Origin of the sequence: Variovorax sp. 679, from assembly GCF_003952185.1 — a bacterium.
GTDB lineage: Bacteria > Pseudomonadota > Gammaproteobacteria > Burkholderiales > Burkholderiaceae_C > Variovorax.
In genome coordinates this window covers 41,388-64,686 of record NZ_RXFS01000010.1, presented here as the reverse complement: position 1 = coordinate 64,686, position 23,299 = coordinate 41,388, and the positions used below count along the sequence as shown (strand labels likewise).

The following is a 23,299-nucleotide window of genomic DNA, read 5'->3' as shown; positions in this document are numbered from 1 at the left end:
CGCCGGCTGGCGAGGGGTGTGCGTAGCGGGCAATTCTAGAATGGCGGCCCTTTATCCGCTTGTCGGCCGCAGCCGACGCAGGGCCCTCATGTCCTCTTCCCGACTATTCGTGCTGATCCCGTGCGCCGGCTCCGGCCACCGCGCGGGGCATGCGCAGTCCACGCAGCCCAAGCAGTACCGGCGCCTGGCCGGGCTGCCGATGGTGGCCCACACGCTGGAGGCCTTCCGCGCACTGGCGGGGCGCTTCGCCGGGCTGGCGCTGGTGGTGTCGCCGGACGACCGGGACGTGGATGCGGTGCTACCGCGCTTTCCCTCGGAGAACGAATACCTGCTGCGCGTTGGCGGCGTGACCCGGGCGGCCACGGTGCGCAACGGACTGGTGGCGCTGAGGCAGAAGGGCGCGGGCGCGCACGACTGGGTACTGGTGCACGACGCGGCGCGCTGCCTGGTCAGCTCCAGCCAGATCGAGGCGCTGATCGCCGCCTGCGAGCACGACGCCGTCGGCGGCCTGCTGGCGCAGCGGCTGGCCGATACGCTGAAGTCGTCCACCGCCGAAAGCCGCGTGGCCCAGACCCTGTCTCGCGCCGACAAATGGCTGGCGCAGACGCCCCAGATGTTCCGTATCGGCATGCTGCTCGATGCGCTGGAGCGCACCGGAGACGCCGTGACCGACGAGGCCAGCGCCATCGAGGCCATCGGCCTGTCGCCGCTGCTGGTGCCGAGCAGCGCCCAGAATTTCAAGGTGACCTTTCCCGAAGACTTCGCCCTGGCCGAAGCGGTTCTGCTGGGCCGCAGGAAGGGTCTGGCATGACCGGCGCTTTCAATATCCGCATCGGCGAAGGCTGGGACGTGCATCAGCTGGTGGCGGGGCGCAAGCTGATCCTGGGCGGCGTCGAGGTGCCGCACACCACCGGGCTGCTGGGCCACTCTGATGCCGACGTGCTGCTGCACGCCATCACCGACGCGCTGCTGGGCGGCGCGGGGCTCGGCGACATCGGGCGGCACTTTCCGGACACCGATCCGCAGTTTCGCGGTGCCGATTCGGCGGTGCTGCTGGCCGAGGCGGCGCGCAGGGTGCGCGCGGCTGGCTGGGAGATCGGCAACGTCGACAGCACCGTGATCGCGCAGGCGCCCAAGCTCGCGCCGCACATCCCGCTCATGTGCCAGCGCATCGCCGACACGCTGGGCGTGGCACTGGAACAGGTGAATGTGAAGGCCAAGACGGCCGAGAAGCTGGGCCCGGTGGGCGAGGGCCGCGCGATGGAAGCCCGCGCGGCCGTTCTTCTCCACAAATAAGTAGAGAAGGAAGCGGCCGGCGCTCAGGCCGGCTTCTTGGCGCCGCTGCCCTGCGGCTCGCCCGGCCTGGCGCCGGGGGGCATCGCACGGGGCATGCGGATGTGCGCAGCCAGGCCGCGCCCTGGCGTGCTCGTCAGCGCGAAGGTGCCGCCCATGCGCTCGATGTTCTTCGCAACGATCGACAGGCCCAGCCCCGCGCCTGCGGCCGAGGTGCGCGCCGCATCGCCGCGGAAGAAGGGCTTGGTCAACTGGGCGAGCAGGGCGGGCTCGACGCCCGCGCCGTGGTCGCGCACCTTGATCAACACCGCGTCGTTGTTGGCCTGCGCCTGGATCGTCACGTCGGCCACGCCCGTGGAAGGCGTCTTGCCGTAGCGCCGCGCGTTCTCGACCAGGTTGGAAATGACGCGCGTGAGCTCGACCTCGTCGCCCATCACGCGCAGGTCGGGCGGCACCTCGACCTTGATGTTCATCTCCTCGTAGTCCTGCACGGCGTAGGTGCAGGCGTCGACCACGTCACGCAGCAGCACCGGCTTGGGGTCGACGTGGTCGGGGCGGGCGTAGTCGAGGAACTTGTCGATGATCGCGTCGAGCTGGGCGATGTCGGCGGCCATGTGGTCGCGCGCGTCCTCGTCGGCCACGCTCATCTCGGTTTCGAGCCGCAATCGGGCCAGCGGCGTGCGCAGGTCGTGCGAGATGCCGGCCAGCATGATGGCGCGGTCCTGCTCGATCTTGGCGAGCTGGTCGGCCATGCGGTTGAAGCCGATGTTGACCGCACGAATTTCGTTGGTGCGGGCGCGCTCGTCGAGCCGGTGCGCCTCGTATTCACCCTCGCGCACCTGCATGGTCGCGCGCGACAGCTGCTTGAGCGGCAGGTTGATGAGCCGGGTGATCAATGCCGCGCCGGCCAGCGACAGCGCCATGGCGGTGCTCAGCCACACCAGCCAGGTTCGCCCGCCCACGCGGCTGAAGCGCGTCGGGTCGAGCAGCAGCCAGTAGGTGTCGCTCTCGATGGTGAAGCCGATCCACAGGCCGGCCTCGTCGTTCACCCGGCTTGCAACCGTGGTGCCTTCGCCGAGCTGGTCGATCAGCTCCTCGGTCACGCGCAGGTCGAGCGCGCCGCTGGTGTAGGGCTGGAAGCGGTCGTTGGGTTCGCGCGGCAGGATGCGCACGCCTTCCTGGTCGGCCAGCGTCTTGATCAGCGACACCCGGGTGATGGCGTCGGAATACACCAGCGCCGCGCGCGTGAGGTTCACGAGCGAGGCGATCTGGTGCGCCGTTTGAATGGCGCGTGGCTCGTATTCGAGCGAACGGAAGGTCTGCAGCCAGGCGACCGTGCAGCCGATCAGCAGCAAAGCGAGCAGGAAGAAGGTGCGCCAGAAAAGGCTGAAGCCCAGCTTGAGGCCGGGGCGGCGGTCACGTTGCGCGCTCGCTTCGAGCGGGCTCGGCATCGTGACCTGCGCGCCGTCCTCCTGGGCAGAGCCTGGTCCGGTGGTTTGGCCGACGGCCACCTGTCAACGTGGCGTCAGGCCGTGCCGTCCGGCACGAACACGTAGCCCACGCCCCAGACGGTCTGGATGTAGCGCGGCGCAGCGGCGTCGGACTCGACCAGCTTGCGCAGGCGCGAGATCTGCACGTCCAGGCTGCGGTCGAAGGGCTCGAACTCGCGGCCGCGCGCCAGCTGTGCCAGCTTCTCGCGCGACAGCGGTTGACGCGGATGGCGCACCAGCGCCTTCAGCATCGCGAACTCGCCGGTGGTCAGCGAGAGTTCTTCGCCATCCTTCTTCAGGGTGCGCGAGCCGAGGTCGAATGCGAACGGGCCGAAGGTGACGGTCTCGTTCTCGGTGGAGGGGGCGCCCGGCGCCTCGAGCGGCGGACGGCGGCGGAGAACGGCATGGACGCGGGCCAGCAGTTCGCGCGGGTTGAAAGGCTTGCCGAGGTAGTCGTCGGCGCCGACTTCGAGACCGACGATGCGGTCCACGTCCTCACCCTTGGCGGTGAGCATGATGATCGGCGTGCGGTCGTTGGCGGCACGAAGGCGGCGGCAGACGGAGAGGCCGTCTTCGCCGGGCATCATCAGGTCGAGCACGATCAGGTCGACCGTGTCGCGCAACAGGATGCGGTTGAGCGCCTTGCCGTCCTCGGCCACGATCACTTCGAATCCTTCTTGCGTCAGGTAGCGGCGCAGCAGGTCGCGGATGCGGGCGTCGTCGTCGACGATCACGATCTTGTCGGTGCGAGCGGGAACTTGAGTCATTTCTACAACGTTGAATTTGTAACAGGGCCGATTCTGAAGGCGTTGAGGGGTCGTTGAGCCGGATTTACTTATGGTTTGACACTAAGTTACAAAACTTGCGGACGCTCGCGGTCTGGTCATCCGACGTTAGCCGGGAGGTGGCAAAGTCGCGCTTCCTGCCGACTTCCGATCAATGAGACGTCCTACATCCGCCTTGCCGTTCATCCTTGTTTTCGCCTGCGGGTCCTCGCTGGCGATGTCCGGCGATTTTTTCAGGGTGGGCGAAACGCGTCGCAGCGAAGTACGAGACGCCGTGGCGGCGCACCGGGCCGCACAGCGCGAGGAGGTCCGCCGCGGAGAGGCCATTGCCGGGCGGCGCCTCACGCCCGCCGAGCTGTTCGAGTTGCGACAGCAGGTTCGCGGCCAATGGACCCCGCCCGCCACGGGTGCTTTGCTCAATTCGGCAGAATCGCAGCCGGCCGAGCGGATCGTGCCGGTGCCGCCGGCTGCGGCCCGCCCGTTGCCCATCGCGCCGTCCAGCCAGCGCCGCTGACGCAGCGCAGCGCTGATGAGCCGGCCTGCGGGCGCAGGCCAAGTCCTTTCATACCAACATCGGGAGATTCGCCTTGAAGAAAAAAATCAAACTGCTCGCGGCCTGCACTGCCCTGGCTGCTGCCGGCACCGCACTGGCCCAGAACGCCGCTGCGCCGGCGCCCCAGAACGTGCTGCAGCTCATGGCATCGGGTGCGGTCGAAGTCCAGCAGGACATGCTGAGCATGACGCTCGTGACCACCCGCGACGCGAATGACGCGGCCACCGTGCAGACGCAACTGAAGGCAGCGCTCGACGCCGCGCTGGCCGAAGCGAAGAAGAGCGCCCAGGCCGGCCAACTCGACGTGCGCACCGGAAACTTCAGCCTGTCGCCGCGCTACACCAAGGACGGCAAGATCAACGGCTGGCAGGGCTCGACCGAGCTGGTGCTCGAGGGCCGCGACTTCCCGCGCATCACGCAGACGGCCGGGCGCATCACCACGCTCAGCGTCGGCAACGTGGGCTTCGGCTTGAGCCGCGAACAGCGGGCCAAGACCGAGACCGAGGCGCAGACCATCGCCATCCAGAACTTCAAGCAGAAGGCCGACGAGCTCGCCAAGGGCTTCGGCTTCAGCGGCTACACACTGCGCGAGGTGTCGGTGAATGCGAACGACAACGGCCCGATCCGCCCGCGCATGATGGCGGTGCAGGCCAAGTCGTTCTCGTCCGCCGATTCGGCCGTGCCGGTCGAGGCCGGCAAGACCAGCGTGATGGTCAACGTCTCGGGCTCGGTGCAGCTCAAATAAGAGAGGCGCGTACCGGCGGGCTACCCATTACTGGGCAGTCCAGCCGCCGTCCATGGCCCAGGCCTGGCCACGGACCTGGTCGGCCGCCGGCGAGCACAGGAAGACGGCCAGTCCGCCCAGTTGCTCGACGGTGGTGAACTGCAGCGAAGGCTGCTTTTCACCCAGCAGGTCGTTCTGCGCCTGTGCGACCGTGATGCCTTCGCGTGCCGCGCGGTCGTCGATCTGCTTCTGTACCAGTGCGGTCAGCACCCAGCCCGGGCAGATGGCATTGACCGTGACGCCGGTGGTCGCGGTTTCGAGCGCGACCGCCTTGGTCAGGCCGACGACGCCGTGCTTGGCCGCCACATAGGCCGACTTCTGCGCCGAAGCCACGAGGCCGTGCGCCGACGCGATGTTGATGACGCGGCCCCAATTGGCCTCGCGCATCGCGGGGATCGCCAGGCGCGTCGTATGGAACGCGCTGTTGAGGTTGATCGCGATGATGGCGTCCCAGCGTTCGACGGGGAAGTCTTCCACCTTGGCCACGTGCTGGATGCCGGCGTTGTTGACGAGGATGTCGACGCGGCCGAACTTCGACGCGGCGAACTTCATCATGTCCTCGATCTGGTCGGGCTTGCTCATGTCGGCGCCGTGGTACTCGGCGCGCACGCCGAGCGCCGCGATCTCGGCCTTGGGTGCTTCGGCGTCCCCGAAGCCGTTGAGCACGATGTTTGCTCCCTGTTGGGCGAGAGCCTTGGCGATGGCGAGGCCAATGCCACTGGTGGACCCCGTGACAAGCGCGGTTTTGCCTTTGAGCATGAAGATCAATCTCCGGATGAATTAGGATGCGACGAGACAATTATCCGCACCAGAACAACATCGTTTCCATGACCGAACCGACGCTTCATTACGTGGCGTGCGATGACGCCCAAGGCGGCCATCGCATGGCTTATTGGCAATGGGGCGACGCGGGCAGCGCACACGTCGTGATCTGCGTGCACGGGCTGACCCGGCAGGGCCGCGATTTCGATCTGCTGGCGCAGGCCGTCGTCGAGCGCACCGGCGGCAAGGTGCGCGTGGTCTGCCCCGATGTGGCGGGCCGCGGGCGCAGCGACTGGTTGCGCGATCCGTCTCTTTATCAGGTGCCGGTGTACGCGGCCGACATGGTTGCGCTGATTGCGCAACTGCAGCGCGAACAGGCCATCGACACGCTCGACTACCTAGGCACCAGCATGGGCGGGCTGATCGGTTTCGTGCTGGCGGGGCACAAGGAGTTGCCGCTGGCCCGCTCCATTCGTCGCTTCGTCGCGAACGATGTCGGCCCGACGATCGAGCCGGTCGCATTGCAGCGCATCGGTGCCTATGTCGGCAAGAACGGCAGCTTCAAGAGCGTGCAGGCGGCGGCCGATGCCATGTGGGCGTTGTCGACCACCTTCGGCCCCCATACACCGGCCCAGTGGCTGGCGCTGTCGCGGCACATGGTCGTGCCTGCCTCGCAGCGCACTGCCGACGGCTCTGCAAAGATGGAGGCGAACGGCGGTGAAGATGGCTCCTGGCTGCTTCACTACGACCCGGCCATCGGCGTGGCGCTTCGCGCCATCACGCCCGAGGCCGCGGCGCAGGGCGGCGCGATCATGTGGAGCCTGTACGACGCCATCACGGCGCGCACGCTGCTGACGCGCGGTGCCGAGTCGGATCTGTTGTCGCGCGAAACGGCCCTGGCCATGACGCAGCGCGGCCCGCGTGCCACCTTGGTCGAGTTCGAGGGCGTGGGCCATGCGCCGACCTTCGTCGACCCCGCACAGATCGCCGCCGTCACCAACTTCCTTTTCGACTGATCGAGCGATTGAGTGAGCGAAGCGTGAAGCGCGATTCTTCGAGTCTCCAGACGACATCCGCGTCCGACGCGATGATGGTCGACTATCCGCTGTCCGCGGCAACGGCCGAGCGCACGCCGGTGATGGAGAACATGCTGGCGCGCGCGCGTGCCTTCGCCGAGCCTCTGATCGCCGACGAGAAGCTCGACACCGGCGAGAACACGCTCGCGCACGCAGACGCGGTGGCCGCCATCGTCGCGAAGATGGGCGGTTCCGAGGCCATGCAGGCTGCGAGCTACCTAGTCTATTCATGCCAGCACCTGAACCGCCCGCAGGAAGTGATCGCCAAGGTGTTCGGCGACAACTTCGCGGCGCTCGCGGTCGAGACGACCAAGCTCGTGCGTGTGCAGGAGCAGGCGCGCTCGGCCTCGCAGGGGCATCACAGCGAAGGCGCCGGTGCGCAGACCGAGAACGTGCGCAAGATGCTGCTTGCGTTCTCGCGCGACCTGCGCGTGGTGATGCTGCGGCTGGCATCGCGCCTGCAGACGCTGAGGCATGCGGCTGCGAGCAAGCAGCCGGCGCCCGAAGGCGTGGCGCGAGAGTCGCTGCAGGTGTTCGCGCCGCTGGCCAACCGGCTGGGTATCTGGCAGGTGAAGTGGGAAATCGAGGATCTGTCGTTCCGCTTCCTCGAGCCCGAAACCTACAAGCTGATCGCGCGCCTGCTCGACGAGAAGCGCATCGAGCGCGAAGGACACGTCGAGCAACTGCGCTCGCAGCTCGAACGCGAGTTGCAGGCCGAGGGCGTCAAGGCCGTGGTGCAGGGGCGGCCCAAGAACATCTACAGCATCGTGAAGAAGATGCGTGGCAAGTCGCTCGACTTCGAGCAGGTCTTCGACATCCTCGCGCTGCGCGTGGTGGTGCCCGACGTCAAGGATTGCTACGCCGCGCTCGCGTGGGTGCATTCGCACTTCCAGCCCATCGACGAGGAGTTCGACGACTACATCGCGCGGCCGAAGCCCAACGGGTATCAGTCGCTGCACACGGTGGTGCGTGAGCTGGTGGACGGCAAGGCGGGCAAGCCGATCGAGATCCAGATTCGCACCGAGGAGATGCACGATCACGCCGAGCACGGCGTGGCGGCGCACTGGGCTTACAAGGAAGCGGGCCATAAAGGCTACGCGGGCGTGTGGGCCAGCGGCGAATACGACGCGAAGATCGCGGTGCTGCGGCAACTGCTGGCGTGGGAGCGCGATCTTTCGGGCGGCCTGCAGGGGCAGGGGCTGTTCGACGACCGCATCTACGTGCTGACGCCGGACGCAGCGATCGTCGAGTTGCCGCAGGGCGCTACGCCAGTCGACTTTGCCTATACGGTGCACACCACGCTGGGCCATCGCTGCCGCGGGGCGCGTGTCGACGGTGCGATGGTGCCGCTGAACACGCCGCTGTCGAACGGGCAGACGGTCGAGATCATCGCGGCCAAGGAAGGCGGGCCTTCGCGCGACTGGCTCAATGCGGAGCTGGGCTATCTGGCCAGCCATCGTGCGCGCGCGAAAGTGCGCGCGTGGTTCAACGCGCAGATCACGCACGAGACCGTGGCGCGCGGGCGCGAGGCGGTCGAGAAGCTGCTGCAGCGCGAGGGCAAGACGGCGGTGCGGCTCGAAGACCTGGCCTCGCAGCTCGGCTTCAAGTCGGCGGACCATCTGTTCGAAGTGGTGGGCAAGGACGAGTTCTCGCTGCGCAACATCGAGACGCTGCTGCGTCCGCCGGAGCCCGCACCGGGCCCCGACGATGGTGTGCTCATCAAGAAGGCGCGCGGCAGCGAGAAGTCGGGCAAGGGCGGCGTGCTCGTGGTGGGGGTGTCGTCGCTGATGACGCAGCTTGCCAAGTGCTGCAAGCCGGCGCCGCCCGATGCCATTCGCGGCTTCGTCACGCGAGGCCATGGCGTCAGCGTGCACCGCAGTGACTGCAGCAACTTTCGCACAATGGCCGCGAAGGATGGCGAGCGCGTCATCGATGTGGAGTGGGGCGTTGCGAAGAAGGGAGCCGACGCGCCTGTGTATGCGGTGGACGTGGCCGTCGAGGCGGCCGATCGCCAGGGCCTGCTGCGCGATATCTCCGATGTGTTCGCGCGCGAGAAAATGAATGTGATCGGCGTGCAGACGCAGTCGATCAAGGGCACTGCATGGATGACGTTCACTGTCGAGATCGCGGATGCAGCGCGTCTCACGCAGGTTCTTGGAATGGTCACTGCAGTTATTGGTGTGCGATCTGCACGTCGTCGCTGAAAAACGCGATTTCTCCTGCTACAATAGCTGCTTCTCGGACACATCCTTAGGCGCGTAGCTCAGCTGGTTAGAGCACCACCTTGACATGGTGGGGGTCGTTGGTTCGAGTCCAATCGCGCCTACCAATTTCTGTTTCAATCCCGGCCAACCACCGGTTCAGTTGAACAGAGCATGCACCGGGTTCCCCGGTGCGTTATTCATCCCCTTGTGATGATGCAAGCAAAGACCCTAGCCATGTTCTCGTGCTACCTTGGTCGCTCTGCAACTCCATTCCATTTTTCTTGATAAGCGATCTGATGAATACGCGATCAACATTCGTTGATCGGGCTCATGCCGACAGGCGCCTGGCCGCGTTGCTAAAGCAGGCTCCCATCGAGTTTGCGCGTGCTGTCTACGGCATCAACGACTACGAAAGCGGGCGCACCGACACCATGGCGGCGCGCGAAGTTGTGCGTGCCCAACGTCATGGCATGCCGCTGACCGAAGAGCGTGCCGAGCAGCGCGCCCGCGCTTATCTGCCGACGGTGGGCCAGGAGCACTGTCCACGCTGCTGGGTCGTGTATGGGCAGAAAAGCCCGCTGCGATTCCGTGAGGCCGCTGAAGAGCGGCCGGAGGTGGCGGGTTGCCAGGCGTGTGGCGCGGAGTACGCGACATCGGCGGATTGAGGAAAGTGTCCGGGCTGGTCAGGGTAAACCTTGTCGCGGCGCAGCAAAACCGCTCCCTAGAATCATCCGATGACATGGGCGTCCATGTGAAGGAGTCCGCAGTGCAGAGCAAGAAGTCCGGGGCTAAGCCGGTGCAGCGTGTGATCAAGAAGTACCCGAACAGAAGGCTCTACGACACGGAGACATCCACGTACATCACGCTGACCGAGGTGAAGCAGTTGGTCATCCAGAGTGCCCAGTTCGTGGTGCGCGATGCCAAGACCGGCGACGACCTGACGCGCAGCATCCTGCTGCAGATCATCCTTGAGGAAGAGGCGGGCGGCGCGCCGATGTTCACCGAGCAGGTGCTGGCCAACATCATCCGGTTCTACGGACAGGCGATGCAGGGCTACATGGGGCCGTATCTCGAGAAGAACATCCAGGCCATGACCGAGGTGCAGGCGCAGCTCGCTGAAAAGGCCGAGGGCCTGACGCCCGAGATGTGGTCGCGCTTCATGACCATGCAGTCGCCCATGCTGCAGGGGCTGATGGGCAGCTACGTCGAGCAATCGAAGAATGTCTTCCTGCAGATGCAAGAGCAGATGCAGAAGAACACCGAGCAGGTGCTGGGGGCCTTTGGCATCAAGCGTCCCTGAGTGCAACGCGGTCTTCCGGAAGCGAAGGCTATCCGGCGGATGCCCCGCCGTCACCGATAGCTGGGACAATAGAGGCATATGAGCGAAGTTGCCTCCCCCGAACGTACGACCGCGCCGACCGCCCCCAAGGTCGGCTTCGTGAGCCTGGGCTGCCCCAAGGCCCTTACCGATTCCGAATTGATCCTGACCCAGCTGAGCGCCGAGGGTTATCAAACCGCCAAGACCTTCGAAGGCGCCGACCTGGTTATCGTCAATACCTGCGGCTTCATCGACGACGCCGTGAAAGAAAGCCTCGACACCATCGGCGAAGCGCTGGCCGAGAATGGCCGAGTGATCGTCACCGGTTGCCTTGGTGCAAAGACCGGCGACCAGGGTGGCAATCTGGTGCGCCAGATGCATCCGAGCGTGCTTGCCGTGACCGGCCCGCACGCGACGCAGGAGGTCATGGATGCAGTGCACGCCAACCTGCCAAAACCGCACGACCCCTTCATCGATCTGGTGCCGAACACTTTCGGTGTCGCCGGCCTCAAGCTGACGCCGCGGCACTATGCCTATCTGAAGATCAGTGAGGGCTGCAATCATCGCTGCACCTTCTGCATCATTCCTTCGATGCGCGGCGATCTTGTGTCGCGGCCGGTGGGCGACGTACTCAGCGAGGCCAAGGCCTTGTTCGAAGGCGGTGTGAAAGAGCTGTTGGTGATCAGTCAGGACACTTCGGCCTATGGTGTCGACGTGAAGTACCGCACCGGATTCTGGGATGGCAAGCCGGTCAAGACTCGAATGCTCGAACTGGTGCGCACGCTGGGCGAGATTGCCGAGCCGTACGGTGCGTGGGTCCGCCTGCATTACGTGTATCCGTATCCGAGCGTCGATGAGGTCATTCCTTTGATGGCGAGCGGCCAGGTGTTGCCGTACCTTGATGTGCCCTTGCAGCACAGCCATCCCGATGTGTTGAAGCGAATGAAGCGTCCGGCGAGCGGCGAGAAGAACCTGGAGCGGTTGGCGCGTTGGCGCGAGGTGTGCCCGGAGCTCGTGATTCGCAGCACCTTCATCGCAGGCTTCCCTGGCGAGACGGAGCAGGAATTCGAGCACCTGCTCGACTTCATTCGCGAGGCAGAGATCGATCGCGCTGGCTGTTTCGCCTACAGCCCCGTCGAGGGCGCCACTGCCAACGACATTCCGGGCATGCTGCCTGAGGCAGAGCGCGAGGCGCGTCGGGCGCGCTTCATGGAGGTTGCAGAGGCTGTGTCGATCGCCAAGCTCCAAAGGCGCATCGGTTCGACGATGCAGGTGCTGGTCGATTCGGCTCCAGGCATGGGTCGCAAGGGCGGGGTGGGGCGCACGTATGCCGATGCGCCGGAAATCGACGGCACCGTTCGATTGCTGCCGCCCGAGAAGATCAGCAAGACGCTGAAGGTGGGTGAGTTCACCCGCGCGCGTATCGTGGGTGCCGAGGGCCACGACCTGATCGCACTGCCCATCTGATGCCGATCCGGATGGACAAGAAAAAAGCCACCGGAGACCGGTGGCTTCTTTCGGATGACCTGGCGGGGGTCAATTCGGATTTGGTGCCCAGAAGAGGACTCGAACCTCCACGATGTTACTCGCTAGTACCTGAAACTAGTGCGTCTACCAATTCCGCCATCTGGGCTGACTCTGCTTTTCAGCAAAGACTGCGAGTATACACAATTTGTCGAGGTGGCCTGGAAAAAACGGGTCGCGCGGAAAAAATTTGGCACTTGTCCGGCTCTTGCCTGTCCGGTTGCGCTGGCCTTTCGATGCGGATTCGATCGGCAATGAAAAAAGCCACCGGAGGCCGGTGGCTTGAATCGATTGACCCGGTAAAGGTCTGTTTAAACTTGGTGCCCAGAAGAGGACTCGAACCTCCACGATGTTACTCGCTAGTACCTGAAACTAGTGCGTCTACCAATTCCGCCATCTGGGCCCACGTAGTTGCAGAAGCAACTGCGTTTTGAATTTCAGGAAAGAAGGAGATCATATCAAAAATAATGTTACTTCCAGCGGCTTGCTGGACGAAATCGAAGGAACTGTCCAGGGACATCGTGACGGGCACGGCTTCGTGCAGCGCGACGATGGTGAAGCAGACATCTTCCTGCCGCCGAACGAGATGCGCGCGGTGCTGCACAAGGATCGCGTCAAGGCGCGCATCGTGCGCCAGGACCGCCGCGGCCGCCCCGAGGGCCGCGTGGTGGAAATCGTCGAGCGCCCCGAGCAGCCCATCATCGGCCGCCTGTTGCACGAAGGCGGCATCTGGCTCGTCGCACCGGAAGACAAGCGCTACGGCCAGGACGTCCTGATTCCCAAGGGGGCAACCGGCCCCGCGAAGGTGGGGCAGGTCGTGGTCGTGCAACTCACCGAGCCGCCGGCACTGTTTGGCCAGCCCGTGGGCCGGGTGAAGGAGGTGCTGGGCGAGATCGACGACCCCGGCATGGAGATCGAGATCGCCGTGCGCAAGTACGGCGTGCCGCATGAGTTTTCCGCGGAATGCCTGGCGGCAGCCAAGGCATTGCCCGAGAAGGTCCGTCCCGCCGACAAGAAGGGGCGCGTCGACCTCACCGACATTCCGCTCGTCACCATCGACGGCGAAGACGCACGCGACTTCGACGACGCCGTGTACTGCGAGCCCGCAAAGGTGGGCCGTGGCAAGGGCTGGCGCCTGCTGGTGGCCATTGCCGACGTCAGCGCCTATGTGCAGACCGGCTCGGCCATCGACATCGACGCCTACGACCGTGCCACCAGCGTCTACTTCCCGCGTCGCGTGATCCCGATGCTGCCGGAGAAGCTGTCGAACGGCCTGTGTTCGCTGAACCCCGAGGTCGAGCGCCTGTGCATGGTGTGCGACATGCTGGTGGCGGCCGACGGCGAGATCTACGCCTACCAGTTCTACCCGGCCGTGATGTTCAGCCATGCGCGCTTCACCTACACCGAGGTGGCAGCCATCCTCGGCAACACGCGCGGCCCCGAAGCGGCGAAGCGCAAGGATCGCGTCAAGGACCTGCTGAACCTCGCCGACGTCTACAAGGCGCTGCTCAAGCAGCGCGGCAAGCGTGGTGCGGTCGATTTCGAGACCACCGAGACGCAGATCATCTGCGACGACGCCGGCCGCATCGAGAAGATCGTGCCGCGTACGCGAAACGAGGCGCACCGCCTGATCGAGGAAGCGATGCTCGCGGCCAACGTCTGCAGCGCCGACTTCATCGCCGAAGGCAAGCACCCGGGCCTGTATCGCGTGCATGAAGGCCCCACGCCCGAGAAAAAGGAAATCCTGCGCGGCTACCTGAAGGCCATGGGCGTGGGCCTGAGCATCACCGACGACCCCAAGCCGGGCGAGTTCCAGGCGATTGCGGAGGCCACCAAGGAGCGCCCTGACGCGCAGCAGATCCACACCATGCTGCTGCGCTCGATGCAGCAGGCGATCTACACGCCGATCAACAGCGGCCACTTCGGCTTGGCCTATGAGGCCTACACGCACTTCACGAGCCCGATCCGTCGCTATCCCGACCTGCTGGTGCACCGCGTGATCAAGGCGATCCTGGGTAACACGCGCTACCAGTTGCCCATGCTGCCCACACCCGGCGAAGCGCATGCCAAGCTGGCCAAGCGGCTCGCGTCGCGCGTGAAGGCACCCACGGCCAAGCCGCAGAAAGCGACCGTCGCGCCCAGCAAGGAAGTGCTGGCATGGGAAGCCGCGGGCCTGCATTGCAGCGCCAACGAACGTCGTGCCGACGAGGCAAGCCGCGACGTCGAGGCCTGGCTCAAGTGCAAGTACATGCGCGAGCACCTCGGAGAGGAGTACGGCGGCGTGGTCACGGCGGCCACCACCTTCGGCATCTTCGTCACGCTCGATGCGATGTACGTCGAGGGCCTGGTGCACATCACCGAGCTCGGCGGCGAATACTTCAAGTTCGACGAGATGCGCCAGGAGCTGCGCGGCGAGCGCACAGGCATCCGCTATGCCATCGGCACGCGGGTGAGGGTGCAGGTGAGCCGCGTCGACCTGGACGGTCGAAAGATCGACTTCCGCCTCGTGCGCGAAGGCGAAGAACTGACGACCCGCGCGATGAAGGACAAGGGCGCCGCATCATCGGGCGTTCCGGTCAAGGCCTCGGCCAAGCGCAGCACGCGCCACAAGGCGGAAGCCGGCAAGGCCGAGCCGCGCGCGGAGCGCCCCACCTCGGCCGCGGCCGGGGCCCAGTCGGCGATGCAGGCCTTCAAGTCGGCGGTCAAGAAGGCCGCGAGCAAGATGAAGGGCAAGGGGCGCAAGCCGCGCCGCTGATGACGCTCCGTCCACCGTACGAACCATCCCATCGACAAACCGAAAAGAGAAAGAGACAGACAGCATGAGCGCTGAAGACAACAAGGGCCGTATAGCCATCGTCACGGGTGCCGGTTCCGGCATCGGCCGCGCCGCGGCGCTGGCGCTGCTGGGCGACGGATGGAGCGTGGCGCTGGCGGGGCGCCGGCTGGAGCCGCTGGAACAGGTGGCGGAAGAGTCGGGCGCTGGCGCGCGCGCCTTCGCCGTGCCGACCGACGTGTCGAATGCCGGCTCGGTGCAGGCGCTGTTCGCTGCCACTGTCGAGCGCTTCGGCCGCGTCGACCTGCTGTTCAACAACGCCGGCGTGGGCAACCCGCCGGGCCCGTTCGAGGACTGGACGCCCGAGCAGTGGCAGGGCGTGGTCGACATCAACCTGACCGGCATGTTCTTCTGCATCCAGCAGGCCTTCCGCACGATGAAGGCGCAAACGCCGATGGGCGGCCGCATCATCAACAACGGTTCCATCTCGGCCACCGCGCCCCGGCCGAACTCGGCTGCGTACACGGCGACCAAGCATGCGGTCGAGGGGCTGACCAAGACCGCTTCGCTCGATGGCCGCAAGTACGACATCGCCGTGGGCCAGGTGGACGTGGGCAACGCCATGACCGAGCTGGCCGCGCGCATGGCCAAGGGCGTGCCGCAGGCCAACGGCGAGTTGGCCATCGAGCCGCTGATCGACGTCAAGATCGTCGGCCAGTCGGTGCTCTACATGGCGAACCTGCCGCTGGAGGCCAACGTGCTGTTCCACACCATCATGGCGACGAAGATGCCTTTCGTCGGGCGCGGCTGACGCTTTTCAGATGGGCGCGCGGCGGGCCAGCGCGCCGGCGGTGAGCGGGGCCGCGTCGGCCGGCCATGTGTCGGCGATGTGGCCATGCAGCCAGACGGCTTCGCGCGCCGCTTCGAAGGCCGGCCGACCCGCGGCCAGTGCCGAGGCGATCATGCCGGCCAGCACGTCGCCGGTGCCTGCGGTCGCCAGGCGGGCATTGCCACTCAGGTTGATGACCGGTGGGGTATCGGTGGTGCCGGCAATGACGGTGCCCGAGCCCTTGAGCACAGCCACTACATCGAAGCGCGTGGCGAGTTCCCGAGCGGCAGCCAGCCTGTCAGCTTGAATCTCGCCGGCTGTGCGGCCCAGCAGGCGTGCAGCTTCCAGCGGATGCGGCGTGATCACCGTGGGCATTCCGCTTCTTCCCCGCGATGCCAGCTGGGCTTGCAGCGCGTCATCGGTCGCAATGGCATTGAGGGCGTCGGCGTCGAGCACCAGGGCCGTGGCTGTCGAGAGCACGCGCGGCAGTAGTTCGCGCACGGTTTCTCCGCCGCCGCAACCGCAGACAGCCGTCATGCCGGAGAGGTCGAGTGCCCGGGCGTCGCGCAGCATCAGCTCGGGTTGTGCAGTGTCGACCGGGGCTGCATCCGGATCGAGCAATCCGACGAATACACGTCCCGCACCGCCATGCAATGCCGCCGAGCCGGCCAGCAAGGCGGCGCCCGCCATGCCGGACGCTCCACCGATCACCGCGACATCGCCATAGCTGCCCTTGTGCGAGGCGTGGGCGCGCGGCTGCGCATCGGGTGCGCCGGCGATCCGGGCGACTGGCTGATCCTTGAACGCGCTGCACCCCAGATCGTCGAACCACACGGTGCCGGCTGCGTCGCGGCCCTGGGCGGTGAACAGGCCGGGCTTCAGCGTGAGAAAGGTGATGCACGTACGGACCGACGAAGTCTGCGCGCGGTCGGTGCCGTCGGGCCGCGTGCCGGTATCGGCATTCAGGCCGGATGGCACATCGACGCAGAGCACAGGCTGGCCGCTTGCGTGCATCTTCGCCAGCCATTCGGCCATCGTGCCTTCGGGTGGTCGCGTCGATCCGATGCCGAGCAGCGCGTCGATCGCCAGTTCATAAGCCAATGGGGGTGTTGGCGCGAAGGTGACGCCCGCGTCGCGGGCGCGCTGCAGCGATGTCTTGGCATCCGGCGGCAGGCGGCTCTCGTCTCCCAGGAATGTGACTACTGGAAAGAAACCTCGATGCCGCAGTTGGGCCGCGGCCTCGAAGCCGTCGCCGCCGTTGTTTCCCGGTCCGCAGGCTACCCAGATCGTGCGAGCGTGGGGGGCAATCGCCATCGCAAGCCGCGCGACTGCGAGCCCTGCGCGTTGCATCAGCGCGTGGGCGGGCAGGGCGGCCGCCGCAGCCTGCTCGATGCGACGCGTGGCGGCGATGTCGAACAGGTCGGCAGCGGTGGCGGAGGTGATGCGTTGCATCGGCGCATTGTGCCGTCGCGTCGTGTTCCTATCATCCGGGGATGAACTTCAAGAGCATCGGTTGGCTGCTTGTCCTGCTCTTTACGGTGCTCGCCGCTTTCCTGGCCGGGGCGGTTGCATGGATTGCCGGAGCGGGCTGGGTCCTTGGCCTGCTGGGCGCTGTGTGGACCGTCTTCGTGCTGGCCGACCTGAAGCGTTGGGTGCCTCTGCGAGACGCGGCCTGGGCCGCCAATGTCGGCTTCGGTTTCAGCGTGATCCGCTGGTTCGATCTGCCGGCCGAAACTGTGTCCGGCCCGATGCGCCTGATGCTGCTGGGCGCCGGCGTGCTGTGCCTGGTCTTCTTTGCGTTGGTTGCTCCGGCCTTGCTCGGGTGGATCGCCCAAAGGCTCTGGCCCCCGCCGGAACCCGAACTGCCGGTCGAGCGGCCCGCGAGCCCCGAGGCCCTGCGCCGCTGGGATCCTAAAGACTGAGCCGCTCGACCCCGAGCCCTTCGAGGTCGATGCCCGGATCCTGCCCGGCGATCAGGTCGCCCAGCACGCGCGCGCTGCCGCAAGACAGTGCCCAGCCGCTCGATCCATGGCCGAGGTTGAGCCAGACGCCGGGAATGCCGCTGGCGCCCAGCACCGGCGGCCCGTCGGGCAGCATTGGCCGTGCGCCTTTCCATTGCTGCACGCCGGACTGCAGCGTGGCCGCGCCTGGGAACCAGTCGTGCAGCACCTTGTAGAGCGTCTGCACCGCGGCCGGATTCATCGTGTCCAGCGAGCCGCCGATTTCGGCGCTGCCGGCCACCCGCACGCGCTGGCCCAGGCGGGAAATGGCGACCTTGTAGCGCTCGTCCATCACGGCGCTGCGCGGCGCGTTGAGCGGCTCGCGGATCGGCGCGCTTACCGAATGGCCGTAGACCGGCGCCATTGGGATGCGCAGGCCGAGCGGCCGCAGCAGCGCTGCGGAAGCCAGGCCGGCGCAGACCACGACCGCGTCGTAGCGAACCGGGTCGGAGCCGCTCGCCAGCGACAGCGAGGTGGGGGCCGCCCGGCTCAGCGGTGCGATGTCGCAGTTGAAATGAAACTGGGCACCGAAGGACTCGGCTTCCCACTTGAGCAGCAGCGCGAACTGGCGGCAGTTGGCCACTTCGTCCTCGGGCAGGTGGATCGCGCCGACCAGCGGGGTGTCGGGATTGAGGGCGGGCTCGATCAGCCGGGCTTCGTCGGCGTCGATTTCCTTGAAGACGCTGCCGGCCGCGCGCAGCACGTCCAGGCCGGGCTGCACCAGTTTCCTGTCGCGCTTGGAGCGCAGCAGCACCATGTAGCCGTCGCTGCGTTCGTAGCTGAGCTCGCGAGCCTCGGTCACTTCGTGCAGCCGGTTGCGGCTGTAGAAGGCCAGTCGCTGCATGCGGGCGCGGTTGGCCAGGTAGGTCTCGAGCTTGCAGGCCTTCTGCCAGCGCGAGAGCCAGCCGAGGTCGCGCGAGGCCAGCGGCCAGCGCAGCTTGATTGCGCCGTGCGAGGACAGCAGCGAGCGCAGCACCTTGCCGCGCATGCCGGGGGCGGCCCATGGCGTGACGTATCCGGGAGCGACCACGCCGGCGTTGGCGAAGCTGGCTTCCTCGGCGGCGGCGCCCCGGCGCTCGAACACGGTCACTTCATGGCCGTCGGAGACCAGTTCCCAGGCGGTTGTGACGCCGATGATGCCGGCGCCCACGATCGCGATTTTCATTGAATGTTCAGGATAGGAGATGTGGCTCGCGCCCGCGGAAGCGGACGCGTCGGCCTTTATTCTTGCAGCGCGCGCTCGGTCTGGAGCGCCACCGCGAGGATGGCGTTGTCGTGCAGCGCGGCGTGCCACAGCATCAGGCCCACCGGCAGTTCGCCGGCGGCGTGGCAGGGCAGCGAGATGGCGCAGCCGTCGAGCATGTTGACGATCGACGGGTTGCGCAGCAGCAGGGCATTGACGCGGAAGAATTCCTCGTCGCGCTCGGCACCCGGTGCCACGCTGGCGATGGACGGCGCGGTGATCGGCACGGTCGGCGACAGCACGGCGTCGAACGGCGCGAGCGCGGTTTCGACGCGGGCGATCCAGTCGCGGCGGGCGTGGATCAGGTCGATGTATTCATGCGCCTTCATCGTGGCGCCGCGCAGGATGCGCTGTGCCACGCGCGGGTCGTAGCCCGCGCCGCTGCGCTCCAGCAGCAGGCGATGCCAGGCGTACGACTCGGCGGCGGAGAAGCCTCCGGTGGCGTTGATGGCCGCCAGTTCGGCGAGTTCAGGCAGTTCGATCTCCACGATGCGGGCGCCGGCGGTGCGAAGCGCCTTCAGCGAACGCTCGAAGGCGGCAGCCACGGCGGGCTCGATGCCGTCGAAGAACACGTTCTTCACCACCGCCAGCCTGTAGGCGGCCAAAGGGGCGTTACCGGCGGTCACCCGGCGTGCGGCAAGGATCTCGTGCGCGGTGATGGCGTCGCGCACCGAGCGCGTCATGGCGCAGACGGTATCGAGGGTGGTCGAAAGCGGCAGCGCACCGGCCGCGGGCGTCAGCCGGGCCGTGTTCTTGAAGCCGACGATGCCGTTCAGGGCTGCCGGGATGCGGATCGAGCCGCCGGTGTCTGAGCCCAGGCCGATGAACGCGGCCCCGCTGGCCACCGAGATCGCGGCGCCGGACGACGAGCCACCCGGAATGCGTGGCGTGGCGGCGTCACTCGTGTTGGCCGGCGTGCCGTGATGCGGGTTGACGCCGACGCCCGAAAAGGCGAATTCCGTCATGTTGGTGCGGCCGGTCAGTACGCCGCCCGCGGCACGCAGCCGGGCCACGGCAGGGGAGTCGGCCTTTGCGGCAGGCGCGTGGGCCAGGACGGCGGAGCCGGCAGGGGTAGGCTGGCCTTCGATGTCGAACAGGTCCTTGGCCGTGAATGGGAGGCCCGAAAGCCGGCTCTCGGAGTTTGACGCAGCCGCTGCCTGACGGGCTTCGTCGAACATGGTGCGGGTGAAGACGTGCGCGCAGGCCGGGGACCGGGCGACGTCGATGGCATGCTCCATTTCGGTGCGTGCATCGGAGCCACCTGCCAGAAGGTCGAGACGGGTGGCGTGAAGGTCGTTCATGTGTGGGGCAGTAGGCTGCGTGGACAGCCCGGGTTCAAGGGAGAGGGCGGCGGCCGTGCTATACTCTTTGGGTTTCGCTGGCTGAGCAACGGCTCCCGTTGCATCCAGTCGAACACATCCGCAAACCGGCCCAATCAAGGTGTTGTGACTCAGTTCAAAGAGCGCAAAACGGGCTGGATTTTAGACCCAACCTTTGGAGTAATTTCAATGTCTACCACCATGCGCGAAATGCTGGAAGCAGGTGTCCATTTCGGTCACCAAACCCGCTTCTGGAACCCCAAGATGGCTCCGTACATCTTCGGCCATCGCAACAAGATTCACATCATCAACCTGGAAAAGTCGCTCCCGATGTTCCAGGATGCGATGAAGTACGCCAAGCAGCTCACCGCCAATCGCGGCACGATCCTGATGGTTGGTACGAAGCGCCAGGCTCGTGAAATCGTGGCGGCTGAAGCCCGCCGCGCCGGCGTGCCCTTCGTCGACACCCGTTGGCTCGGCGGCATGCTGACCAACTTCAAGACGGTCAAGACCTCGATCAAGCGCCTGAAGGACATGAAGGCCCAGCAAGAAGCCGGCCTCGACAACCTGAGCAAGAAAGAGCAGCTCACGTTTACGCGCGAAATCGAGAAGCTCGAGAAGGACATCGGCGGCATCCAGGACATGGCTGCGCTGCCCGACGCCATCTTCGTGATCGACGTGGGCTTCCACAAGATCGCCGTGGCCGAAGCCAAGAAGCTTGGCATTCCGCTGATCGGCGTGGTGGACTCCAACCACTCGCCCGAAGGCATCGACTATGTGATTCCCGGTAACGATGACTCGTCGAAGGCTGTCACGCTGTACGCCCGCGGCATCGCCGACGCGATCATCGAAGGCCGTAACAGCGCCACCGGCGACGTGGTCAAGGCCATCGCCGAAGGCAGCGACGAATTCGTCGAAGTCGAAGAGGGCGCTTCGGCCTGATTGGCGCGCCCGCGAGCCTGAAGAAGGGGCTTTGGTGCCCCTTTTTTTTAACCTGATTTTTGAAATTCACGGAGATACAAAATGGCTGCAATCACCGCAAGCATGGTTGGCGAGCTGCGCGCTAAGACCGACGCGCCGATGATGGAATGCAAGAAGGCCCTGACCGAGGCCGACGGCAACATGGAAAAGGCCGAAGAGCTGCTGCGCATCAAGCTCGGCAACAAGGCTGGCAAGGCATCGAGCCGCATCACCGCTGAAGGCGTGGTGGCTGCGTACGTTGACGGCGCCGCCGGCGCCATGATCGAAGTCAACTGCGAAACCGACTTCGTCTCGAAGAACGACAGCTTCCTGGCCCTGGTCAACGCCGCCGCCAAGCTGATCGCCGAGAAGAATCCGGCCGACATCGCCGCGCTGGGCGCGCTGGCCTACGAGCAGGACGGCTTCGGCCCCACGCTCGAAGACGTGCGCAAGGGCCTGATCGGCAAGATCGGCGAGAACATGAGCTTCCGCCGTTTCAAGCGCTTCGCCGGCAACGGCAAGCTCGCTTCGTACCTGCACGGCACGCGCATCGGCGTGATGGTCGAGTTCGAAGGCGATGACACCGCCGCCAAGGACGTCGCGATGCACATCGCCGCCATGAAGCCCGTGTCGATCGCCGCTTCTGACGTGCCTGCCGAGCTGATCGAAAAGGAACGCGCCGTGGCTGCCGGCAAAGCGGAAGAAGACCGCAAGACGGCCGAGGCCGAGGGCAAGAAGCCGCAGCCGGCCGACATCGTTGCCAAGCGCATCGAAGGCGGCGTGCAGAAGTTCCTGAAGGAAGTCTCGCTGCACAACCAGCCGTTCGTGAAGAACGACAAGCAGACTGTCGAGCAGATGCTCAAGGCCGCCAGCACCACGATCAAGGGCTTCACCCTGTACGTGGTCGGCGAAGGCATTGAGAAGAAAGTTGACGACTTCGCCGCAGAAGTCGCTGCACAAGTCGCGGCCGCCAAGGCTGCTGCCTAAGCCTTTACGGCTCCAGCGACGGTGCGCTCGCGCGTACCGTCGCTTTTTCATCGCTACGTTTTACACTCGTCCCGCCCAAACCAAAGGAAATTGCCCATGTCTGATGCCCGCCCAGCCCACAAGCGAATCTTGTTGAAGCTGTCGGGAGAGGCATTGATGGGCGACGATGCCTTCGGCATCAACCGCGCGACCATCGTGCGCATGGTGCAGGAGGTGGCCGAGGTCGTGAACATGGGCGTCGAGGTGGCGGTCGTGATCGGTGGCGGCAACATCTTCCGCGGCGTCGCGGGAGGCTCGGTCGGCATGGATCGCGCCACTGCAGACTACATGGGCATGCTGGCTACCGTCATGAACTCTCTGGCTCTGGCCGATGCGATGGACAAGCAGGGTCTCGTGGCCCGTGTGATGTCCGCCATCGCCATCGAGCAGGTGGTCGAGCCCTATGTGCGTCCCAAGGCCCTGCAGTACCTCGAAGAGGGCAAGGTCGTGGTGTTCGCGGCCGGCACGGGCAATCCGTTCTTCACCACCGACACCGCCGCCGCGCTGCGCGGTGCCGAGATCGGCGCCGAGCTGGTGCTCAAGGCGACCAAGGTCGACGGCGTCTACACCGCCGACCCCAAGACCAACCCCGATGCAACGCGCTACGCCACGCTGACCTTCGACGAGGCGATCGCGAAGAATCTCGGCATCATGGACGCCACGGCCTTCGCGCTGTGCCGCGACCAGAAGCTGCCGATCAAGGTGTTCTCGATCTTCAAGAACGGTGCGCTCAAGCGCGTCGTCATGGGCGAGGACGAGGGCACGCTGGTGCATGCCTAGGAGTATTTGAGATGACCATTGCAGACATCCGCAATGCGACCGATGCGAAGATGAACCAGTCGCTCGCCGCATTCCAGAACAACCTCACCAAGATCCGTACGGGCCGCGCCAATTCCGCGCTGCTCGATTCCATTCACGTCGAGTACTACGGCTCGCAAGTGCCGCTGAGCCAGGTGGCCAACGTGTCGGTGCTCGACTCGCGCACCATCAGCGTTCAGCCCTGGGAAAAGGGCATGGGCGCCAAGATCGAGAAGGCCATCCGCGAAAGCGACCTGGGCTTGAATCCCGCCTCGATGGGCGACCTGATCCGCGTGCCGCTGCCTGCGATGAGCGAAGAGCGCCGCAAGGAAATGACCAAGCTGGTCCGCAACGAAGGCGAGAGCGCCAAGATTGCCACGCGCAACCTGCGTCGCGACGCGAACGAGTCGGTCAAGAAGCTGGTCAAGGACAAGCTGGCGTCGGAAGACGACCAGAAGCGCGCCGAAGTCGAGATCCAGAAGGTCACCGACCGCCACATCGCGGAAATCGATCGTCTGGTCGCGGCCAAGGAAGCGGAGATCATGGCCGTTTGAGGCCTGCC

General features: G+C 65.8%; 22 protein-coding genes and 3 tRNA genes. 17 read left to right on the top strand and 8 right to left on the bottom strand.

What is annotated here, in order from left to right:
* Positions 1-88: 88 nt before the first annotated feature.
* Both ispD and ispF read left to right on the top strand, forming a co-directional pair.
* A complete protein-coding gene (gene ispD, locus EJO71_RS24790; protein WP_125951485.1) occupies positions 89-811 on the top strand; it encodes a 2-C-methyl-D-erythritol 4-phosphate cytidylyltransferase in 723 nt (240 codons plus the stop codon).
* Entirely contained in the window at positions 808-1,296 is a 489-nt protein-coding gene (ispF, locus tag EJO71_RS24785; RefSeq protein ID WP_125951486.1) for a 2-C-methyl-D-erythritol 2,4-cyclodiphosphate synthase, read from the top strand. The genes ispD and ispF overlap by 4 nt, the downstream gene beginning before the upstream one ends.
* A 23-nt stretch (positions 1,297-1,319) precedes the next feature.
* Here ispF and EJO71_RS24780 read toward each other — a convergent pair whose 3' ends face one another.
* Both EJO71_RS24780 and ompR read right to left on the bottom strand, forming a co-directional pair.
* The gene (locus EJO71_RS24780; protein ID WP_125951556.1) at positions 1,320-2,744 is read right to left on the bottom strand and encodes a sensor histidine kinase; all 1,425 of its coding nucleotides are present in this window, start codon (positions 2,742-2,744) and stop codon (positions 1,320-1,322) included.
* Between the two features lie 74 nt (positions 2,745-2,818).
* On the bottom strand, positions 2,819-3,550 hold the full coding sequence (ompR, locus tag EJO71_RS24775; RefSeq protein WP_007837017.1) for a two-component system response regulator OmpR: 732 nt from the start codon (positions 3,548-3,550) through the stop codon (positions 2,819-2,821).
* A gap of 193 nt (positions 3,551-3,743) precedes the next feature.
* Between ompR and EJO71_RS24770 the strand changes: the two genes are divergently transcribed.
* Positions 3,744-4,082, top strand: coding sequence for a hypothetical protein (locus tag EJO71_RS24770; protein ID WP_240651513.1), 339 nt, complete (start codon positions 3,744-3,746; stop codon positions 4,080-4,082).
* Positions 4,083-4,155: 73 nt separating this feature from the next.
* Positions 4,156-4,866 (top strand): SIMPL domain-containing protein, encoded by a 711-nt coding sequence (locus EJO71_RS24765; RefSeq protein WP_125951488.1) that lies wholly within the window; start codon positions 4,156-4,158, stop codon positions 4,864-4,866.
* Between the two features lie 27 nt (positions 4,867-4,893).
* Here the strand turns inward: EJO71_RS24765 and EJO71_RS24760 are convergent, their stop codons facing one another.
* A complete protein-coding gene (locus tag EJO71_RS24760) occupies positions 4,894-5,664 on the bottom strand; it encodes a 3-hydroxybutyrate dehydrogenase (protein WP_125951489.1) in 771 nt (256 codons plus the stop codon).
* A 26-nt stretch (positions 5,665-5,690) separates the two neighbouring features.
* On the opposite strand from EJO71_RS24760, the gene EJO71_RS24755 reads away from it, so the two are divergent.
* The 6 genes from EJO71_RS24755 (at position 5,691) to rimO (ending at position 11,732) form a co-directional block, all read left to right on the top strand.
* Positions 5,691-6,683 (top strand): alpha/beta hydrolase, encoded by a 993-nt coding sequence (locus tag EJO71_RS24755; RefSeq protein ID WP_125951490.1) that lies wholly within the window; start codon positions 5,691-5,693, stop codon positions 6,681-6,683.
* Positions 6,684-6,757: 74 nt separating this feature from the next.
* The gene (locus EJO71_RS24750) at positions 6,758-8,947 is read left to right on the top strand and encodes a bifunctional (p)ppGpp synthetase/guanosine-3',5'-bis(diphosphate) 3'-pyrophosphohydrolase (RefSeq protein WP_240651519.1); all 2,190 of its coding nucleotides are present in this window, start codon (positions 6,758-6,760) and stop codon (positions 8,945-8,947) included.
* A 48-nt stretch (positions 8,948-8,995) separates the two neighbouring features.
* Positions 8,996-9,072, top strand: a tRNA-Val gene (locus tag EJO71_RS24745).
* Between the two features lie 171 nt (positions 9,073-9,243).
* Positions 9,244-9,612 carry a hypothetical protein gene (locus EJO71_RS24740; protein ID WP_125951492.1) on the top strand — a complete coding sequence of 123 codons (369 nt, stop codon included), beginning with the start codon at positions 9,244-9,246 and terminating at the stop codon, positions 9,610-9,612.
* A 74-nt stretch (positions 9,613-9,686) separates the two neighbouring features.
* Positions 9,687-10,247: a polyhydroxyalkanoate synthesis repressor PhaR gene (phaR, locus tag EJO71_RS24735; protein ID WP_125951493.1), complete on the top strand. Its 561-nt coding sequence runs from the start codon at positions 9,687-9,689 to the stop codon at positions 10,245-10,247.
* Positions 10,248-10,325: 78 nt separating this feature from the next.
* Positions 10,326-11,732: a 30S ribosomal protein S12 methylthiotransferase RimO gene (gene rimO / locus EJO71_RS24730; protein ID WP_125951494.1), complete on the top strand. Its 1,407-nt coding sequence runs from the start codon at positions 10,326-10,328 to the stop codon at positions 11,730-11,732.
* An 81-nt stretch (positions 11,733-11,813) separates the two neighbouring features.
* Here rimO and EJO71_RS24725 read toward each other — a convergent pair.
* Positions 11,814-11,898, bottom strand: a tRNA-Leu gene (locus EJO71_RS24725).
* Between the two features lie 209 nt (positions 11,899-12,107).
* A tRNA-Leu gene (locus EJO71_RS24720) sits at positions 12,108-12,192 on the bottom strand.
* Positions 12,193-12,246: 54 nt separating this feature from the next.
* Between EJO71_RS24720 and rnr the strand changes: the two genes are divergently transcribed.
* Together rnr and EJO71_RS24710 are read left to right on the top strand one after the other, a co-directional pair.
* Complete coding sequence (gene rnr / locus EJO71_RS24715; RefSeq protein ID WP_125951557.1) at positions 12,247-14,544, top strand: ribonuclease R; 2,298 nt, start codon at positions 12,247-12,249, stop codon at positions 14,542-14,544.
* 64 nt (positions 14,545-14,608) lie between these two features.
* Positions 14,609-15,373: an SDR family oxidoreductase gene (locus tag EJO71_RS24710; RefSeq protein ID WP_125951495.1), complete on the top strand. Its 765-nt coding sequence runs from the start codon at positions 14,609-14,611 to the stop codon at positions 15,371-15,373.
* Positions 15,374-15,379: 6 nt separating this feature from the next.
* On the opposite strand, the gene EJO71_RS24705 is transcribed toward EJO71_RS24710, so the two are convergent.
* Positions 15,380-16,843, bottom strand: coding sequence for an NAD(P)H-hydrate dehydratase (locus EJO71_RS24705; RefSeq protein ID WP_125951496.1), 1,464 nt, complete (start codon positions 16,841-16,843; stop codon positions 15,380-15,382).
* 41 nt (positions 16,844-16,884) lie between these two features.
* Between EJO71_RS24705 and EJO71_RS24700 the strand changes: the two genes are divergently transcribed.
* On the top strand, positions 16,885-17,313 hold the full coding sequence (locus EJO71_RS24700) for a hypothetical protein (RefSeq protein WP_125951497.1): 429 nt from the start codon (positions 16,885-16,887) through the stop codon (positions 17,311-17,313).
* Here EJO71_RS24700 and EJO71_RS24695 read toward each other — a convergent pair.
* Both EJO71_RS24695 and EJO71_RS24690 read right to left on the bottom strand, forming a co-directional pair.
* On the bottom strand, positions 17,303-18,556 hold the full coding sequence (locus EJO71_RS24695) for a D-amino acid dehydrogenase (protein WP_125951498.1): 1,254 nt from the start codon (positions 18,554-18,556) through the stop codon (positions 17,303-17,305). The two genes, EJO71_RS24700 and EJO71_RS24695, sit on opposite strands and share 11 nt — an antisense overlap.
* 56 nt (positions 18,557-18,612) lie before the next feature.
* Positions 18,613-19,935 carry an amidase gene (locus EJO71_RS24690; RefSeq protein ID WP_125951499.1) on the bottom strand — a complete coding sequence of 441 codons (1,323 nt, stop codon included), beginning with the start codon at positions 19,933-19,935 and terminating at the stop codon, positions 18,613-18,615.
* 207 nt (positions 19,936-20,142) lie between these two features.
* Between EJO71_RS24690 and rpsB the strand changes: the two genes are divergently transcribed.
* The 4 genes from rpsB to frr all read left to right on the top strand — a co-directional run bounded on the left by rpsB (position 20,143) and on the right by frr (position 23,291).
* On the top strand, positions 20,143-20,895 hold the full coding sequence (rpsB, locus tag EJO71_RS24685; RefSeq protein WP_125951500.1) for a 30S ribosomal protein S2: 753 nt from the start codon (positions 20,143-20,145) through the stop codon (positions 20,893-20,895).
* Between the two features lie 81 nt (positions 20,896-20,976).
* On the top strand, positions 20,977-21,900 hold the full coding sequence (gene tsf / locus EJO71_RS24680; protein ID WP_125951501.1) for a translation elongation factor Ts: 924 nt from the start codon (positions 20,977-20,979) through the stop codon (positions 21,898-21,900).
* Between the two features lie 96 nt (positions 21,901-21,996).
* On the top strand, positions 21,997-22,719 hold the full coding sequence (pyrH, locus tag EJO71_RS24675; protein WP_093202350.1) for a UMP kinase: 723 nt from the start codon (positions 21,997-21,999) through the stop codon (positions 22,717-22,719).
* 11 nt (positions 22,720-22,730) lie between these two features.
* Entirely contained in the window at positions 22,731-23,291 is a 561-nt protein-coding gene (gene frr / locus EJO71_RS24670) for a ribosome recycling factor (protein ID WP_125951502.1), read from the top strand.
* The last annotated feature ends 8 nt before the right edge of the window (positions 23,292-23,299 follow it).

Excerpts from the sequence above, each read along its gene's own strand:
- ispD (WP_125951485.1), top strand. The coding sequence starts at position 89 with ATGTCCTCTTCCCGACTATTCGTGCTGATCCCGTGCGCCGGCTCCGGC.
- ispF (WP_125951486.1), top strand. The coding sequence starts at position 808 with ATGACCGGCGCTTTCAATATCCGCATCGGCGAAGGCTGGGACGTGCAT.
- EJO71_RS24780 (WP_125951556.1), bottom strand. The coding sequence starts at position 2,744 with ATGCCGAGCCCGCTCGAAGCGAGCGCGCAACGTGACCGCCGCCCCGGC.
- ompR (WP_007837017.1), bottom strand. The coding sequence starts at position 3,550 with ATGACTCAAGTTCCCGCTCGCACCGACAAGATCGTGATCGTCGACGAC.
- EJO71_RS24760 (WP_125951489.1), bottom strand. The coding sequence starts at position 5,664 with ATGCTCAAAGGCAAAACCGCGCTTGTCACGGGGTCCACCAGTGGCATT.
- EJO71_RS24755 (WP_125951490.1), top strand. The coding sequence starts at position 5,691 with ATGCGACGAGACAATTATCCGCACCAGAACAACATCGTTTCCATGACC.
- EJO71_RS24750 (WP_240651519.1), top strand. The coding sequence starts at position 6,758 with ATGGTCGACTATCCGCTGTCCGCGGCAACGGCCGAGCGCACGCCGGTG.
- EJO71_RS24740 (WP_125951492.1), top strand. The coding sequence starts at position 9,244 with ATGAATACGCGATCAACATTCGTTGATCGGGCTCATGCCGACAGGCGC.
- phaR (WP_125951493.1), top strand. The coding sequence starts at position 9,687 with ATGGGCGTCCATGTGAAGGAGTCCGCAGTGCAGAGCAAGAAGTCCGGG.
- rimO (WP_125951494.1), top strand. The coding sequence starts at position 10,326 with ATGAGCGAAGTTGCCTCCCCCGAACGTACGACCGCGCCGACCGCCCCC.
- EJO71_RS24710 (WP_125951495.1), top strand. The coding sequence starts at position 14,609 with ATGAGCGCTGAAGACAACAAGGGCCGTATAGCCATCGTCACGGGTGCC.
- EJO71_RS24705 (WP_125951496.1), bottom strand. The coding sequence starts at position 16,843 with ATGCAACGCATCACCTCCGCCACCGCTGCCGACCTGTTCGACATCGCC.
- EJO71_RS24700 (WP_125951497.1), top strand. The coding sequence starts at position 16,885 with ATGAACTTCAAGAGCATCGGTTGGCTGCTTGTCCTGCTCTTTACGGTG.
- EJO71_RS24695 (WP_125951498.1), bottom strand. The coding sequence starts at position 18,556 with ATGAAAATCGCGATCGTGGGCGCCGGCATCATCGGCGTCACAACCGCC.
- EJO71_RS24690 (WP_125951499.1), bottom strand. The coding sequence starts at position 19,935 with ATGAACGACCTTCACGCCACCCGTCTCGACCTTCTGGCAGGTGGCTCC.
- rpsB (WP_125951500.1), top strand. The coding sequence starts at position 20,143 with ATGTCTACCACCATGCGCGAAATGCTGGAAGCAGGTGTCCATTTCGGT.
- tsf (WP_125951501.1), top strand. The coding sequence starts at position 20,977 with ATGGCTGCAATCACCGCAAGCATGGTTGGCGAGCTGCGCGCTAAGACC.
- pyrH (WP_093202350.1), top strand. The coding sequence starts at position 21,997 with ATGTCTGATGCCCGCCCAGCCCACAAGCGAATCTTGTTGAAGCTGTCG.
- frr (WP_125951502.1), top strand. The coding sequence starts at position 22,731 with ATGACCATTGCAGACATCCGCAATGCGACCGATGCGAAGATGAACCAG.